Origin of the sequence: Actinomadura roseirufa, assembly GCF_900659635.1 — a bacterium.
In the GTDB taxonomy this organism is placed as follows: domain Bacteria; phylum Actinomycetota; class Actinomycetes; order Streptosporangiales; family Streptosporangiaceae; genus Spirillospora; species Spirillospora roseirufa.
Map to the genome: position 1 here is coordinate 1 of NZ_CAACVB010000003.1, position 14897 is coordinate 14897.

Annotated in this window: 16 protein-coding genes and 1 pseudogene; 10 read left to right on the forward strand and 7 right to left on the reverse strand. The window is 71.8% G+C overall.

Annotated elements, in window-relative coordinates; translation table 11 throughout:
- On the forward strand, nucleotides 1-506 hold a 506-nt coding region (locus E1291_RS00955), incomplete at its 5' end, for an alpha/beta hydrolase family protein (RefSeq protein ID WP_370770917.1).
- A 20-nt stretch (nucleotides 507-526) separates the two neighbouring features.
- On the opposite strand, the gene E1291_RS00960 is transcribed toward E1291_RS00955, so the two are convergent.
- The 3 genes from E1291_RS00960 to E1291_RS00970 all read right to left on the reverse strand — a co-directional run bounded on the left by E1291_RS00960 (nucleotide 527) and on the right by E1291_RS00970 (nucleotide 4804).
- Complete coding sequence (locus E1291_RS00960) at nucleotides 527-1129, reverse strand: septal ring lytic transglycosylase RlpA family protein (RefSeq protein WP_242613863.1); 603 nt, start codon at nucleotides 1127-1129, stop codon at nucleotides 527-529.
- Between the two features lie 460 nt (nucleotides 1130-1589).
- A complete protein-coding gene (locus E1291_RS00965; protein ID WP_131735589.1) occupies nucleotides 1590-2750 on the reverse strand; it encodes a hypothetical protein in 1161 nt (386 codons plus the stop codon).
- Nucleotides 2751-3700: 950 nt separating this feature from the next.
- Nucleotides 3701-4804: a ferritin-like domain-containing protein gene (locus E1291_RS00970; RefSeq protein WP_131735590.1), complete on the reverse strand. Its 1104-nt coding sequence runs from the start codon at nucleotides 4802-4804 to the stop codon at nucleotides 3701-3703.
- A gap of 188 nt (nucleotides 4805-4992) precedes the next feature.
- Between E1291_RS00970 and E1291_RS00975 the strand changes: the two genes are divergently transcribed.
- The gene (locus E1291_RS00975) at nucleotides 4993-6225 is read left to right on the forward strand and encodes a sensor histidine kinase (RefSeq protein ID WP_131735591.1); all 1233 of its coding nucleotides are present in this window, start codon (nucleotides 4993-4995) and stop codon (nucleotides 6223-6225) included.
- Here the strand turns inward: E1291_RS00975 and E1291_RS00980 are convergent.
- A complete protein-coding gene (locus tag E1291_RS00980; RefSeq protein ID WP_242613864.1) occupies nucleotides 6182-6778 on the reverse strand; it encodes an LURP-one-related family protein in 597 nt (198 codons plus the stop codon). The genes E1291_RS00975 and E1291_RS00980 overlap by 44 nt on opposite strands.
- A 97-nt stretch (nucleotides 6779-6875) precedes the next feature.
- The gene (locus E1291_RS00985; RefSeq protein ID WP_131735593.1) at nucleotides 6876-7499 is read right to left on the reverse strand and encodes a TetR/AcrR family transcriptional regulator; all 624 of its coding nucleotides are present in this window, start codon (nucleotides 7497-7499) and stop codon (nucleotides 6876-6878) included.
- 263 nt (nucleotides 7500-7762) lie between these two features.
- Here E1291_RS00985 and E1291_RS00990 point away from each other — a divergent pair, with 263 nt between their 5' ends.
- The 3 genes and pseudogenes from E1291_RS00990 to E1291_RS41705 all read left to right on the forward strand — a co-directional run bounded on the left by E1291_RS00990 (nucleotide 7763) and on the right by E1291_RS41705 (nucleotide 9903).
- Complete coding sequence (locus E1291_RS00990; RefSeq protein WP_131735594.1) at nucleotides 7763-8071, forward strand: chorismate mutase; 309 nt, start codon at nucleotides 7763-7765, stop codon at nucleotides 8069-8071.
- A gap of 52 nt (nucleotides 8072-8123) precedes the next feature.
- Nucleotides 8124-8897 (forward strand): annotated as a pseudogene (locus E1291_RS43655) (serine/threonine-protein kinase); the annotation flags it as partial.
- 562 nt (nucleotides 8898-9459) lie between these two features.
- Nucleotides 9460-9903 carry a peptidylprolyl isomerase gene (locus tag E1291_RS41705; RefSeq protein WP_242613865.1) on the forward strand — a complete coding sequence of 148 codons (444 nt, stop codon included), beginning with the start codon at nucleotides 9460-9462 and terminating at the stop codon, nucleotides 9901-9903.
- 27 nt (nucleotides 9904-9930) lie between these two features.
- Here E1291_RS41705 and E1291_RS01005 read toward each other — a convergent pair whose 3' ends face one another.
- The gene (locus E1291_RS01005) at nucleotides 9931-10296 is read right to left on the reverse strand and encodes a MerR family transcriptional regulator (RefSeq protein WP_131735596.1); all 366 of its coding nucleotides are present in this window, start codon (nucleotides 10294-10296) and stop codon (nucleotides 9931-9933) included.
- Between the two features lie 64 nt (nucleotides 10297-10360).
- Here E1291_RS01005 and E1291_RS01010 point away from each other — a divergent pair, with 64 nt between their 5' ends.
- The 5 genes from E1291_RS01010 (at nucleotide 10361) to E1291_RS01030 (ending at nucleotide 13433) form a co-directional block, all read left to right on the forward strand.
- Nucleotides 10361-10675: a putative quinol monooxygenase gene (locus tag E1291_RS01010; protein ID WP_131735597.1), complete on the forward strand. Its 315-nt coding sequence runs from the start codon at nucleotides 10361-10363 to the stop codon at nucleotides 10673-10675.
- An 18-nt stretch (nucleotides 10676-10693) separates the two neighbouring features.
- Nucleotides 10694-11317: a VOC family protein gene (locus tag E1291_RS01015; protein ID WP_131735598.1), complete on the forward strand. Its 624-nt coding sequence runs from the start codon at nucleotides 10694-10696 to the stop codon at nucleotides 11315-11317.
- 93 nt (nucleotides 11318-11410) lie between these two features.
- On the forward strand, nucleotides 11411-11785 hold the full coding sequence (locus E1291_RS01020) for a VOC family protein (protein WP_131735599.1): 375 nt from the start codon (nucleotides 11411-11413) through the stop codon (nucleotides 11783-11785).
- A gap of 17 nt (nucleotides 11786-11802) precedes the next feature.
- Nucleotides 11803-12198, forward strand: coding sequence for a YciI family protein (locus E1291_RS01025; RefSeq protein ID WP_131735600.1), 396 nt, complete (start codon nucleotides 11803-11805; stop codon nucleotides 12196-12198).
- Nucleotides 12195-13433 (forward strand): RNA polymerase sigma factor, encoded by a 1239-nt coding sequence (locus tag E1291_RS01030; RefSeq protein ID WP_131735601.1) that lies wholly within the window; start codon nucleotides 12195-12197, stop codon nucleotides 13431-13433. Before E1291_RS01025 ends, E1291_RS01030 begins: the two co-directional genes overlap by 4 nt.
- On the opposite strand, the gene E1291_RS01035 is transcribed toward E1291_RS01030, so the two are convergent.
- Complete coding sequence (locus E1291_RS01035; RefSeq protein WP_207400486.1) at nucleotides 13430-14854, reverse strand: M1 family metallopeptidase; 1425 nt, start codon at nucleotides 14852-14854, stop codon at nucleotides 13430-13432. The two genes, E1291_RS01030 and E1291_RS01035, sit on opposite strands and share 4 nt — an antisense overlap.
- Nucleotides 14855-14897 lie beyond the last annotated feature (43 nt).

Genomic DNA, 14897 nt, shown 5'->3' on the forward strand with positions numbered 1-14897 from the left:
CCGCGGTCGTCGCGCCCGTCGTCGCGCCGTCGCGGGCGGCCCGCGCCGTGGAACAGCGGGCCGGCCGCGAACGGGGCTGGTCCGAGCGGGGCCGCGCGCTCGCCGAACGGCTCGACCTCGGGCCGCTGGCCGCCGACATCGCCGGCCGGGACACCGCGCTCCTGCTCATCGCCGGCGCGAAGGACCGCGTCGTCCCGCCCAACGAGGTCACCGCGCTGTACGACCTCATCCGCCGCACCCGATCCGCGGACGGCGGCTTCGCCGTCGAGTCGGTCACCTTCCGGATGGGGCACGCGCTGGCGCCGGAGCCGGGCACCGAGGCCCGCCCGCCGATCACCGAGGCGGTGCGCGTGGACGGCGTCCTCACCGACTGGTTCCGCGAGCACCTGGCGGGGATCCGCCCCGCCGACGACGGGCCGTCCGACGGCGTCCGGCTCACCGAACCGCCACCGGACGAGGCGCAGCGCACCCCTCCGGCGGCCCACACGGCGGCCCACACGCTCTGACGGCGCGGCCGCGCGGGACCTCACCTGCGCGACAGCACCTCGTAGTGCACGGGGATCACACCCGAGCCGGTCCCGCCGACCTTGACCATCGCCGCCTTGGACAGGTCCAGGCAGCGGCCGCCCGCGTACGGGCCCCGGTCGTTGATGCGGACGATGACCGACCGGCCGTTGTTGTCGTTGGTGACCCGCACCTTCGAGCCCATCGGCAGCGTCTTGTGCGCGGCGGTCAGCGCGTTCGGGTCGAAGGGCTCGCCGCTGGCCGTCATCTGCCCCTCCCAGTAGTAGGAGGCCTCGCAGGAGCCCGACTTCAGCACCTTGTAGGAAGGCGCCTTCTTCACGGGCTTCGCCTTCGCCTTCGGCTTCTGCTTCGGCTTGGCCGCCTTCGTGTGCGGGGGCTCGGGGGCACGGGTCCGGCCGCGGCTCGCGCGCGTCGGGGTGGCGAGAGGCGGGTCGGGAAGTGGCGCGGCGGCCGGCGGCGGTGTCCGCGGCGCGGTCTGCGCGGCCTGGGCGGACTCGGCGGAGCCGCCGCTGTTGACGAGGGTGAACACGCCCGCCGCGATGACCGCGGCGGCGATGCCGGAGACGAGCAGGACGGTGCGAAGGCGTGCGCGACGGCTACCCACAGAGGAGTCCTTTGTTCGGGGACAGGGCCCCGGACGCCCGGCGTTCTCGCGGCGTGGTCAGGTGACGGCGTCGTCCCTGGCACCCTGGCCGCGCGCGGGCCTCATCACCCGCTTTCGCGCCGTTCTCGAAGGCGCGTCCGCGTCATCGCGGAACCGGCGTCCGGCAGGTGCGGCGGGTCGCTTCTTCACTTTTGATCTCAACTGCGCCGCACAAGTCCCTGACCGTACGACGCCGCGGAGTCAAAACGGGCACCGGACCCCTTATTTGTGGGGTTTGTCACTACGTTTTTTGCCCTCCGACACTGATCCACTTCACCCGGTCACCACCATTGAAGATCATTTTGCGTGTTCCATAAGATGCCATCTCGGTCAGATAACAGGCACTTGGAAGTAAGGAAAACGGGGCGTTCCACTGGATGTGGAACGCCCCGTTCGGCCCGTCCGGCGGGTGTGCGCGGGCTCAGAGGAGCTGCGGCAGCTTCACGCCCTGAACGCCCTGGATGGGCAGGCCGCGGAGACCGGAGAGGGCGGGCAGGTTGCGCAGCGTCTCGGTGAGCGGGTCGGCGGCGGGCCGCGCGGCACGCCGCTCCGACGCCGTCCGGGACACGGCCGGAAGGTGCTTCTTGGCGACGGCCTTGCCGGTCTTCACGACGGGACGGCCGAGCGTGAAGGCGTGCTTGCCGGGCCGCGCCGCGTGCTTGCGGGGCCGGACGGGGCGGTCGTCGGTCTTCAGCACCTCGGCGATGTGGCCGATGCCGGACTGGGCGTCGTCGATGCCGTCACCCGTCGTGTCGATGGCCCGGCCCGTGGTGTCGATGACCCGTCCGGTGGTGTCGATGACCCGGCCCGCCGAGGTGACGATCCCGCTGGCCACGCCCGGACGTCCGACGCGGTGATGGGCCGCGGGGGCGCGACCGGCGTGGCGCCGGGCGGGCGGGAACAGCAGCTTGGACGGCAGGGGCACGCCCGCGGCCTCCAGCGTGCGGACGGCGCTCGGAATACTGGGCAGGCCGAGCGTGGCGGCGCTGCCCAGCGGGAGGCTGCCGCCCGGTTCGGGGGCCGCGTGCCGGCCGGTCGCGGCATGCCGCTCGGCGAGGGTCCGCCCGACCTTCTTGGTGACCGCGCCGAGCTTGCCGAGGTGGCCGCCCTTGAGGTTCCGGATGCCCTTCAGGACGCCCCCGGTCACCTTGCTCGGCCGGATCGGGGCGGGCAGTGCCGCGCGTCCGCGCTTCTTGCCGAGGCAGTCGTCGCCGACCGCGCGCCGCTCCGGGACGCTGAGCGTCATCTTGGCCTTGCCGGGCAGGGGCGTACCGGTGCCCTTCAGGGCCTTGCCGCTGTCCAGGGTGCACCGGCGCGGCGTCCGGCGGTCCGCCGCGGCGCCGGTGCGCAGGGCGGACGCGTCCCGGGCCTCGCGCAGGACCCCGTCCACGGCGTCGGCGGCCTTGCCGACCGGCTTGGGCACCGGCCGGGCGGCGATACGGCCGAGCGGCGCCCCGGCCGCCTGGCGGACGGGTCCGGCGGCCGGCCCCTGAACGGCGTTCGCCGGCAGCGCGGCGGCGAGGGCGGTGGCGAGCGGGACGAGGACGGAGACGCCCAGCAGGCTTCTAGCGGATCGGTTCATTTCTTGATTCCCCCGGGTTTTTGCGGATTGATCCGGCACGTGCGTGTGCGCCCGCGCGGGCAAGCGGCATTCCGGCGCACCGTCGAGCGGGGACAGTAGTACAAGCCGGGCCCGCGCACCCCCGATACGGGAACCAATTGGGAGAGAAAATAAAGATCGAGTGCCCAGATCAACGACATTCCCAAGGGCACCATATTGCGATAAAACTCAGTAAAACCGAACCCCGAATCCACCCCGCCCTCGCCGACAGCGCACCCACAACCACCCCAGAGACCAAGCCCCCAAGCACCCCACCCGACCACCGAGGCCAAAGCCGGAGGCGAGCCCCTCCACACAAGACCGCGAAGCAACACCACGCCACACGAGCACGGCACCCCCGAGAGCGAGGAACGCTTGTTCCAGCGCACGCGAAGGTCACCCCAAACAAGCGCCAGCGAAGCCCCTGACCTACCTCACGCGACGCTCAGCCGTCACGCGAGCGCCCTGCGGAGCGGCGGGGCAAAGCCGGAGGCGAACCCCAGGGAAGAGCGCGAAGCAATGCCACGCCACGCGAGCACGCCCGCCGCGCCGCACGGTCACGGCACCCCGCAGCTAGACGGGCGCCAGTGGAGGCTCCGGGGGTGCCTCACGCGACGCTCAGCCGTCACGCGAACGCCCCACCTGAGCGGCGGGGCAAAGCCGGAGGCGAGCGCCTTCCAGGGGAGAGCGCGAACGGTGCCGCGTCGCACGGTCACGGCACCCCGCAGCTAGACGGGCGCCAGTGGAGGCTCCGGGGGTGCCTCACGCGACGCTCAGCCGTCACGCGAGTGCGCTACCTGAGCGGCGGGGTGATGCCGGAGGCGAGCCCCGCCGGGAAGATCGCGAAGCGATTCGCGCTCGCACAAGGACGGTCACGGTCCGAGCCGCCAGGCGAGGACTGTGGGCCGGGCTTGCAATCAACACAGCCTGGGTTAGGCATCGCCTAGGGTGATGACTTCGTCGATCTCGTCTTTGCGGGCGGCCAGTTCGGTGGCGTAGCGCTCCTCGTCGACCTTGTCGGCGATCTCCTCGTCCTGGCGCATGAGTGCTTCGAGGTCGGCTTTGGCGTTGTCGAGGACGCCCATGTCGGCGTAGGCGGCCTGGACCTTGTCGCCCCACAGGCCGACGTCCCGGACACAGGGGACGATCCGGCTGAACAGCAGCGACTGATAGAGCTGGTACATCTCCGAGTTGTCGACATATTCCATGCACTTGTCGACCGGCATGTCGAGCTGCTCGAAGATCTCGCTGCCCTTGAAGCGGTCGCGCATGAGGTAGCAGCCCTCGACGACGAACTCCTCGCGCTCGGCGCGCTCCCGGTCGGTCAGTTCCGCGTAGTAGTCCTTGAGGGCGAGCCGGCCGAACGCGACGTGCCGTGCCTCGTCCTGCATGACGTACGCGAGGAGCTGCTTGACCAGCGGGTTCGTGGACATGTCGCGGTAGAGCCCGAACGCGGCGAGGGCCAGGCCCTCGATGAGGACCTGCATGCCGAGGTAGGGCAGGTCCCAGCGGGAGTCCTCCAGCGACTCGGCGAGCAGCTTCGCCAGGTCCTGGTTGACCGGGTAGTACATGCCGATCTTCTCGTGCACGAACCTCGTGTACAGCTCGACGTGGCGCGCCTCGTCCATGGTCTGGGTGGCGGCGTAGAACTTCGAGTCCAGGTCGGGGACGGACTGGACGATGCGCGCCGAGACGTTCAGGGCGCCCTGCTCACCGTGCAGGAACTGGCTGAACAGCCAGGCACCCTGGTGGCGGCCGAACTCGTCCCGCTCCTTCTGGGGCATCTTGTCCCAGATCTCGGAGCCGAAGAGGGGGTTGAAGCTCTCCGGCAGGCCCGCCACGTTGTTCGGATCGACCTCCAGGTCCCAGTCGATGCGTTTCTGGGCGTCCCACTGCTTGTCCTTGCCCTTCTGGTACAAGCTGAGCAGGCGGTCGCGTCCGTTGTCGTACTCCCAGGTGAAGCGGGCGTCGCCCGCCATGGGAACATTCCACGTGTCCGTGGGCACGGGCGTGGTGTAGAGGTCGTAGGAACTCACGAGGGGAAGCCTCCTCCGGGCCCGCGCCGCGGTCGCGGCGCGGGGATGTGGGTCCGCCCACCGGCTTTACATACCTTCGTAACATGTAAAGTGGGAGAGTGGCCAGGCCCAGCGACCCCTGATTTCCGCCCGTACGAGGTTTCACTCCTGGTCACGGGGCCCGCACGTCCGCGTACGATGCAGACCTCATGACGATGCTCTTCGGTGACCGGACGGACGGAAGCGACGCCGGGCGGTCCCGCTTTCGCCGGACGCTGTGGTCGGGTTTCGGGCTCGCCTACCTCATCCCCCTCGTGAACGTCGTCGCGGGGTACCGGGGAGTGCGACTGTGGCTCAGCCTGCTCGCGCTCGGGGCGTTCGTCGCCCTCTACCTGGCGACGCCGCTGAGCATCCGGAGCTGGATCCATCCGATCCGCGCGCGGAGCCATGCCCTGCTCGCGCTGTTCGCGGTCTTGTGCGCCGGGTTGCCGTTCGCGTTCGGGCAGGCGTGGATCGGCATGCCGATCTACCTGTCGACGGTCGCCGCGATGACCCTGCCGATGCGGTGGGTTCTGTGGGGCGTCGGCGCGGCCACGGCCCTGACGGCGGCGCAGTGCGCGCTGATCGACGGGGCGCGGTGGGCGCTGCCGAGCCTCCCGCTGACCGCGCTGACGCTGGGCGTGTTCATGTTCGGGTTCCGGCACGCGCGGCTGCTCGTCCAGCAGCTGCGCGAGGCGCGCGGCGAGGTCGCCCGGCTGGCCGCCGCCGACGAGCGGCTGCGCATCGCCCGTGACCTGCACGACCTGCTCGGCCGCAGCCTGTCGCTGATCGTGCTGAAGAGCGAGGTGGCGCGCCGCGTCCACGACCGGGACCCGGCGCGGACGCTCCGCGAGGTGGCCGGGATCGAGTCGGTGGCGCGCGAGTCGCTCGCCGACGTCCGCGCGGCGATCACCGGCTACCGGCGGCGGTGCCTGGGCGAGGAGCTGGACGGCGCCCGCGCGGCACTGTCGGCGGCGGAGGTCGAGGTGGACGTGCGGTCGTCCGGGCCGCCGCTGCCGGACGCGGTGGACGCGCTGTTCGGCTGGGCGGTCCGGGAGGGCGTGACGAACGTCGTCCGGCACGCGCGGGCCCGCCGGGTGCGCGTCACGGTCGGCCGCGGGCCGGACGGCGCGGCGCTGGAGATCGTCGATGACGGCGCGGGCCCGGCGGACGCGCCGGGACGGGACGCCGCGCCTCCGCCGGGGCACGGCCTGACGGGGCTCGGCGAGCGGGTCGCGGCGGCGGGCGGCACCCTGGAGTCGGGGCGGCGCCCGGAGGGCGGGTTCCGGCTCGCCGTCAGGGTTCCCCTGCCGCCGGACCCGGCGCAGGACGAGGGCGGGGGCAAGGGTGGGGACGAGGTCAGCGGGACTGGAGGGCGTCCAGCGCGACGGCCTGGGCGATGATCAGGCGCCGGTCCAGGCGCGGGTCCTTGATGTCGACGACGTAGCGGTCGCGGAGCCCGAACTTCTTGTCCACCGAGAAGACGATCTGGTCGCCGGCCCGGAAGTCGAAGTGGTAGGGCCAGGCGAACGGCAGGGCGTCCACGAGGGGGAGGAAGTCCCAGACCCGGCGCAGGAGCGCGACGAAGCGGCTGCGCTCGCTGCCGGTCGTCACGCCGAGGCCGGGCTGCTCCAGGTGCCAGGTGGAGGCCAGCAGCGACTTCTTGAAGTCCTTGCGGAAGACGCCGATCGGCTGCCCGGAAGCGTCGGTGACGTCGTAGGCCGAGGCCAGGTCGATGCGCTTGCGGGCCTTGAAGCCGAGGATGGGGCGGCTCTTGGTGTCGTCGCTGTAGAGGGTGACCTGCTCCTTGAAGGCCATCCTCTTCTGCTGGGCGAAGGCGATCAGCTCGCCCTCGCCGCCGCCGGGCGTCTCGGCGTGCACCTCGTACTGGTTCACCATGACCCGAACCCGCTGCCGGATCAGCAGCCGGTCGTGCGCCTGGAGCCGGTCGTCCACGAGCAAACTCCCCCTTTTCCCGCTTATGTCGATCAAGGGCGGAGTCTGCCACAAAGTTGACATTCGCGGCACAGGGTGAGAGGGGCCGGGCGCGCGGTCAGGACTCGTTGATGTGCCCGGCGAGGTAGCCGTGGATGAGGCGCTCGGCCTCGGCGAGGATCGCGGGGTCGCCGTCCGGGTCGTGGCGGAAGGCCATCTTCAGCACGGCGTCCCCGGCCTCGACCGCGATGGCGAGGGCGCGCGCGAGGCCGGGGGTGTCGTGCACGGCGAACGTCTCGACGATCATCTGCCGCAGCCGGTCGGCGACCACCGCGTTGTTGTCGGCGTCGGAGTCGAGCAGGTGGACGTCCGCGACGTCCCCGAACCGCAGGACGCGGAAGCCGGGGACGGTGCGGTGCATGTCCACGAAGATGTCGATGATCGCGCCGACGGTGTCGGACCAGTCGTCGAAGGTGCCCCCGGCGACCGCCGCGGAGACCCGCTCGCCGAAGACCTCCAGGTTGCGCAGCGCGAGCGCCTGCGCGACCGCCCGCTTGTCGGGGAAGAACTGGTACACCGAGCCGATGGCCACCTCGGCGCGCTGGGCGATGCGCGTGGTGGTGAGGCCGTCGTAGCCGTCCTCGTCGAGGATCTCCGCGCAGGCGTCGAGCATCCGCTGGACGCGTTCGGCGCTGCGGCGCTGGGCGGGGCGGCGGCGGAGCGGGGTCCGGATCTCGGTCACCTTCCCATTGTCCCCCTAGCCGGGCATCCCGGTGGCGGACGCGGAGCCCATCCGCGCCCCGGGGCAAGGGGACTCTTCCGCCGGAAGCAGAGCGGTGAGCAAGAACCGAAGGCCATTCGCGTTCCGGGGGACGGGGCGGAGGGCCGCCATCCCCGCTCCTGGCTCGTCCACGTGGGCTGCGAGAAGCGCACCGAAGGCGTCCTACGCCTGGTAGCGCACCCTGATGATCTCCTCGTTGGCCGTCCGGTGGCATGATCAAGGGCATGACCGCGCCCACGTCCCTGCCCGAGGTCCGCGCCCGGATCGACGCGATCGACGGCGAGATCGTCGGGCTGCTCGCCGACCGGCAGGCGCTGGTGCGCGCGGCCGCCGCCTTCAAGGCCGACGAACGGGCCGTCCGCGCGCCGGGCCGGGTCGAGGAAGTGATCGCCCGGGTCCGTGACCGCGCCGCCGCGGCGGGGCTGGCGCCCGAGGTCGCCGAGGCCGTCTGGCGGGCGATGATCGGCGCCTTCATCGAGCTGGAGCTCGCCGAGCACGCCGCCCACGACCGGCCGGACCGTCCGGAGCGCTGACCTGCCCCAACGTCCTGGATAGTCTGCTTCCGTCTTCCGGTGGAGGTCCCGCATGCCCGAGCCCCGTCCGCTTCGTCCGCACGATCCCCGCGAGGTCGGCGGCCACCGGCTGACCGCCCGGCTCGGCGAGGGCGCCCAGGGGACCGTCTACCTGGGCGAGAGCGGCGACGGGCGGCGCGTCGCGGTGAAGGTCCTGCACGGCGGGCTCGGCGAGGACGTCCGCGCCCGCACCAACTTCGAACGGGAGCTCTCCACCGCGCGCCGGGTCGCGCCGTTCTGTACCGCCCGGCTCCTCGCCGCCGAGGCCGACGCGGACCCGCCCTACATCGTCAGCGAGTACATCGAGGGGCCCTCGCTGAAGGATCTGGTCGCCGGACGCGGCACGCTGCCGCCGGACGAGATCGTCCGGCTCGCGATCGGCACCGCCACCGCGCTGGCCGCGATCCACGAGGCGGGGGTCGTGCACCGCGACTTCAAGCCCGCGAACGTGCTGCTCGGGCCGGACGGCCCGCGGGTCATCGACTTCGGTATCGCCCGGCCGCTGGACGCCACGTCCGCGACGCTCACTGGGGCCGTCGGCACGCCCGCGTTCATGGCGCCCGAGCAGGTGGCGGGCGGCAGCGGCGGACCACCGCTGGACATGTTCGCCTGGGGCTGCACAATGGCGTTCGCCGCCAACGGGGCGCCGCCGTTCCCCGGCCCGTCCATCCCGGCGGTCATGCACCGGGTCCTGCACGGCGAGCCCGACCTGGGGCTGCTCGAAGGGAAGCCGCGCGAGCTGGTCGCGGCGGCGCTGGCGAAGGACCCGGCCCTGCGGCCGACGGCGCTGGACGTCCTGACGACCCTGCTCGGCTCCGGGACGAACGACCTCCTCGCGAAGGGCACCCTCCGCCGCCGCGACCCTCACCGCGACATCGTTCTCGCCGATCCCGCCCCGGGACGGACCCGCCGCCTGGCCGCCGCCCGTCCCCGCGCCGCCCCCGGCCGGGCCGCCCGGCTGGCCGCCGCCGGGGGTTCTCCCGGGGATGAACCCGCAGGTCCCGGCGCCCCCGCCCTACGCGGGCGCCGCGCCGCGGCGAGGCAGGCGCCCGGTACTGATCGCCGCCGCGGCCGGAGCCGTGCTGGTGGTGGTCGCGGCGGGGGCGATGACGAGCGATTTCCTGCTCCCGGACGGCGGTGGAGAGGACGGCGGGAGCGGCGGCGCCGCGTCGGGACGCGGAGCGGCCGCCGGCGCGTCGCCGTCGAGCGGCGGAGGGACGGGCAGATGCTCCTACCCCCTTCGAGCCGCGAACACGGGGCCGGTGAAGAACGTCGGGACGCCGCCGTCCACCCCGCGGGCCCGGGGAACGGTCACCGCTGTCCTGACGACGAACCTCGGCAAGATCACGATGCGGCTGGACGCGGCCAAGGCGCCGTGCACCGTCAACTCGCTGATGTACCTCGCGGGCCGCACGTTCTACGACGGCACGTCCTGCCACCGGCTCGGAACGTCGCCGCAGCTCAGCGTCCTGCAGTGCGGTGACCCGACGGGCACCGGGTCCGGCGGGCCGTCCTACCGGTTCGCCGACGAGAACAAGCGGGACACCAGCTACAAGCGCGGCACCGTCGCCATGGCCAACGCGGGCGCCGACTCCAATGGCAGCCAGTTCTTCATCGTCTACAAGGACATACCGAAGCTGTCCACGCCGTACACCATCTTCGGGACCGTCACGTCAGGCATGGACATTGTGGACAGAGTCGCCGCGGCCGGGGCGACGAACGACGTCGGGAACGGCGACGGCAGGCCCAAGCAGAAGATCACCTTCCGCGAGGTCCGCACCGCCCAGGACTAGCGACGCCCGAGAGCGCGGGCGCGACGCTCAGGCGGGGACGGGCTCCGCCGCCCTGGTGGAGGAGGCGAGCAGGTCGCCGAGCGAGGCGCGGGCGCGGCTCAGGTCGGCGATGCGCGTGTCCAGCTCGTCCAGCTGCGAGCGGAGGTGGTCGAAGACGCACGCCTGGAGCTCGGTGCCGTCGCCGACGAAGCAGGGCATCAGCTCACGAATGATCTTGGTGGGGAGCCCGGCGGCCAGCAGCGTGCGGATCCGCGCGACGGCGACGGGCGCGTCCGCGCCGTACTGCCGGTGGCCGCCGCCGGTGCGCTCGGAGATCAGGAGCCCCTGCTCCTCGTAGTAGCGCAGCAGCCGGATGCTCACGCCGCTCTCGCGCGCCAGCTCACCGATCCTCACGTGGCCCACCTCACACCGGGACGACTTGAAACTCACATCGATGTCACATTCTAACGTTCTACCCATGACGACAACACAGAGCCCCATCTCTCTCTACGGCTTCCTCCGTCCCCGCCCCGACCGCGTTGACCAGGTCAGGGAGTTCCTCACTTCGCTGATCGAGCCCACGCGGAAGGAGGAGGGCAACCTGGAGTGGCACCTGCACGAGCAGGAGGACGGACGTTTCTTCCTGTACGAGGTGTGGCGCTCCCAGGAGGACATGGACCGGCACAACGAGTACCCGCCGCTCGTCGAGTTCTTCAACAACCTGTCCGAGTACCTGGAAGGACCCCCGGAGGCGTACGTCGGCACCATGACGAGCCCTTACCCGGTGTCCTGACCTCGACAGAATGAGCGCATGCCAGGTATCGACGAAGCGCTCGACCATCTTGTCTACGCCACGCCCCACCTCCAGGAGACGGTGGAGCAGTTCCACCGTCTCACTGGGGTGCGGCCGGCCGAGGGCGGCCGCCACGAGGGCCTCGGTACCCGCAACCACCTGCTGGGGCTCGGCGGCCGCCGCTACCTGGAGATCATCGGCCCGGACGAGGAACGGCCCGCCCCCGGCGCGGCCCGTCCGTTCGGCGTCGACGCCCTGACCACTCCGGCCCTGGTCACCTGGGCGATCCGCGCGGACGACATCGAGGAGCGGGTGGCGGCGGCCCGCCTGCGCGGCCACGATCCCGGCGACGTCCAGGACATGTCCCGGCGCACGCCCGGCGGTGATCTGCTCACCTGGCGGCTGGCCTACGCGGAGACCGGGCTCGTGCCGTTCCTCATCGACTGGGGGACGACTCCGCACCCCGCCGAGCGGGGCCTGCCGTCCGTCCCGCTCGTCTCCTTCAGCGGTACCGATCCCGATCCGGCCGGCGTCCGGACACGGCTGGACGCCGTCGGCGCCCACCTGGACGTGATGTCCGCCGACGCCACGACGCTCACCGCGATACTCGACTGTCCCGCAGGTCAGGTCATCCTGACCTGACAAAATCCTCGGGGACGATGTCCGGTCGGGATCCGCGGCTCCGACCTCTGCGCAAAGGTGCCCGACGGAGGCACCGGCGACGAGAGGACGGACATGGGTCGCGCAGTGGTGCATTTTGAGATCATCGGGTCCGATCCGGCCGCGCTCCGCGGCTTTTACGGTGCTCTGTTCGGCTGGGACTTCCAGGTGGGCGACGCGACCACCGACAAGGTCTCCCGTCCGGGCGAGTACGGCTTCGTCAGCTCCGCGGGGGACGGCATCGCGGGCGGGATCGGCGGCGGCGAGGGCTTCGAACCCCGCGTCCTGTTCTATGTGGGTGTCCCCGACGTCGACGCCACTCTGCGGAAAGCGGAGAACCTGGGAGGCAAGCGTGCGATGGGTCCCGCACGCGACCCGGAGCGTGACTTCGCGGTGGGACACATCATCGACCCGGAGGGCAACCTCATCGGCGTCGCGGGACCCTTCTGAGGGGGAAGGAAGACCGGATGAAGTACCTGTACCTGATCTATGGGAACGCGGAGAACTGGGGGCACCCCATCTTCATGCGGCACCCGGAGTACCTGGCGCTGCCGGAGGAGGAGCGCACCCGCATCGCCGAGGTGGCGGACCGCCAGTTCCGGGAGATCGAGAAGACCGGTGAGCTGATCTCCGGGACGGCACTGGCCGACCCCGTGCTCACCCGCACGACGCGGCCCCGCGACGGCGTCCCCGTCAGCACGGACGGCCCGTACATGGAGTCCAAGGAGCAGCTCGCGGGCTTCTTCGTGTTCGACTGCGAGACCCCGGAACGGGCCGACGAGATCGCCGCGATGTTCCCCGAGGCCCGCTTCGGCGCCATCGAGGTCCACCCGATCATGGACCTGTCCGGCCAGGAGATGTGAGCACCGCGCCCGCCGTCGAGGACCTGCTGCGCCGGCTGGCGCCGCGGGTCCTCGGCGCGCTCGCCCGCCGGCACGGCGACTTCGCCGCCGCCGAGGACGCCGTGCAGGACGCGCTGCTCGCCGCCGCGACGCGCTGGCCCCGCGACGGCGTGCCCGAGCGCCCGGACGGCTGGCTCGTCACCGTCGCGTCCCGGCGGCTGGCCGACCGGGTGCGCAGCGAGCGGGCGAGCCGCCGCCGCGAGCTGGAGGCCGCGGCCCGGACCCCGCGGGACGACCTGCTCGCCCCGCCCGCCGACGCCGCGGACCCGTCCGGCGAGGACGACACGCTGACCCTCCTGCTGCTGTGCTGCCATCCCGCCCTCACGCCGCCGTCACAGATCGCGCTGACGCTGCGCGCCGTCGGCGGGCTGACCACGGCGGAGATCGCCCGCGCGTTCCTCGTCCCCGAGGCGACCATGACCCGGCGCATCACCCGCGCCAAGGAACGCGTCCGGGAGGCGGGCGCGCGGTTCCGGATGCCGCCCGCGGCCGAGCTTCCGGGGCGGCTCCGCACCGTCCTGCACGTCCTCTACCTGATCTTCAACGAGGGGTACACCGCCACCTCCGGTCCCGACCTGCACCGCGGCGACCTCACCGGCGAGGCGATCCGGCTGACCCGCACCGTGCGCGCGCTGCTCCCCGCCGACGGCGAGGTCGCCGGGCTCCTCGCGCTCATGCTGCTCACCGACGCGCGCCGTCCGGCCCGGACCGGGCCGGACGGCGCCCTCGTCCCCCTCGCCGAGCAGGACCGAGATCGGTGGGACGGGGCGTCCATCGCCGAGGGCCTCGACCTCACCGCCCGCACCCTCGCCCGCAACCGGCTCGGCCCGTACCAGGTACAGGCCGCCATCGCCGCCGTCCACGCGGAGGCCAAGCGCCCCGAGGACACCGACTGGCCGCAGATCGTCGCGCTGTACCAGATCCTCGAAGACCTGGACCCGGGCCCGATCGTCACCCTCAACCACGCCGTCGCGGTCGCCATGGCGCGGGGCCCGCGGGCGGGGCTCGCGCTCCTCGACCCCCTGGACGAGCTGTCGCGCCACCACCGGCTGCACGCCGTCCGCGCGCACCTGCTGGAGATGGCCGGCGACCAGGCGGGCGCCCTGGCCTCCTACCGGACGGCCGCGCGCCTGACCACCAGCGTCCCCGAGCAGCGCTACCTGCAAGAACGCGCCGCCCGCCTCGCGAAGCCCTAGAGCGCGGGCTTGCCCTCCGAGTAGAGCCAGGTCGCGGCCCAGCGCTTGAGGTCCTCGCCGGAGAGCTTCTCGGCGAATCGGATGAAGTCCCGGGTCGAGGCGTTGCCGTAGCGGTGCGACGCGGGCCATTCCTTCAGCAACCGGTAGAACGTCCGCTCGCCGATGGATTTGCGGAGCATGTGGATGGCCATCGCCCCGCGGTCGTACACCAGGTCGTCGAAGATCTGACCCCGGCCCGGATCGGCGACCTTCCCCTCCCACAGGTCGTCATCGGCGGGCGTGCCGTACGCCTCGTCGAAACTGTCCTGGACGGGCTCGTCCTCGAACCGCTCGGCGTACAGCCACTCCGCGTAGGTGGCGAAGCCCTCGTTGAGCCAGATGTCCGCCCAGCGTTTCGGTGACACCAGGTCGCCGAACCACTGGTGCCCCTGCTCGTGCGCGATCAGGCCCCGGCTCGGGATCGGGCCGGCCTCGTCCGTCATGTTGTAGATCGGACGCCCCTGCGTCTCCAGCGGGTCGATCTCGCCCGCCTTGAACACGATGCCTCCGGTCGAGCTGAACGGATAACGCCCGAACAGCGAGGCCTCGAACTCCACGATCCCGCCCGTCATCGTGAAGAACTGCTTGGCGTCCTCTGGCTTGAGGCCCAGGGCGCGTTGGGTCGCGGTCAGGTTCGGTATGCCCTTCCCCGTCCGCCCGGTCAGCACGTCGAAATCGCCGAACGCGACCATCGACACCTCACTGGCCATGGGCTCGCGCATCTCCCAGCGCGACACCGTCCACCCGGACTTGGTCACCCGCCCCTTGAGGTCACCGTTGGCGAGGGTGGTGATGCCCTTCGGCGCCGACAGCGTGTAGGAATACGTCGCCTTGTCGGTCGGATGGTCGTTCACCGGGAAGACCGTCGCCGCGCCGATCGGCTGGTTCGCCATCACGCCGCCGTCCCGGGTCGGTACCCAGCCGGACGTCCCGAGCTCCGGATCGTCGCTCGTCTGCGGAACACCCCCGTAGGCGACGGTCACGGTGAACCGCCCGTTCTTGTGGATCCCCCTGCGCGGTGTGATGACGAGCTCCTGCCGTCCCGTCCGCTTGTACTCGGCCTTGTGACCGTCCACCTTGACGGACGAGACCTTCAAGCCGACGAGGTCGAGGTCGAACCGGGACAGGTTCTGCGTAGCGCGCGCGGTGACGGTGGTAACGGCCGCGAGTCCCTTCGTCTTCGGGTCGTACCTCAGCGCGATGTCGTAGTGGGAGACGTCGTATCCGCCATTGCCCATGTCGGGGAAATAGGGGTCGCCGACCCCGGGCGCGCCGGGCGTGAACCGCGCCGCGTCCGCCGGCGCCGCCGACGCCGCCGACACCAGGACCAGCCCCCCGGCCCCCACCGACAAGACGATCATTGCTCCGGACGTTCTGATCATGGACCCCGTCCTCTCGAGCCGCCCGGTCCCATCTAGCCACAAC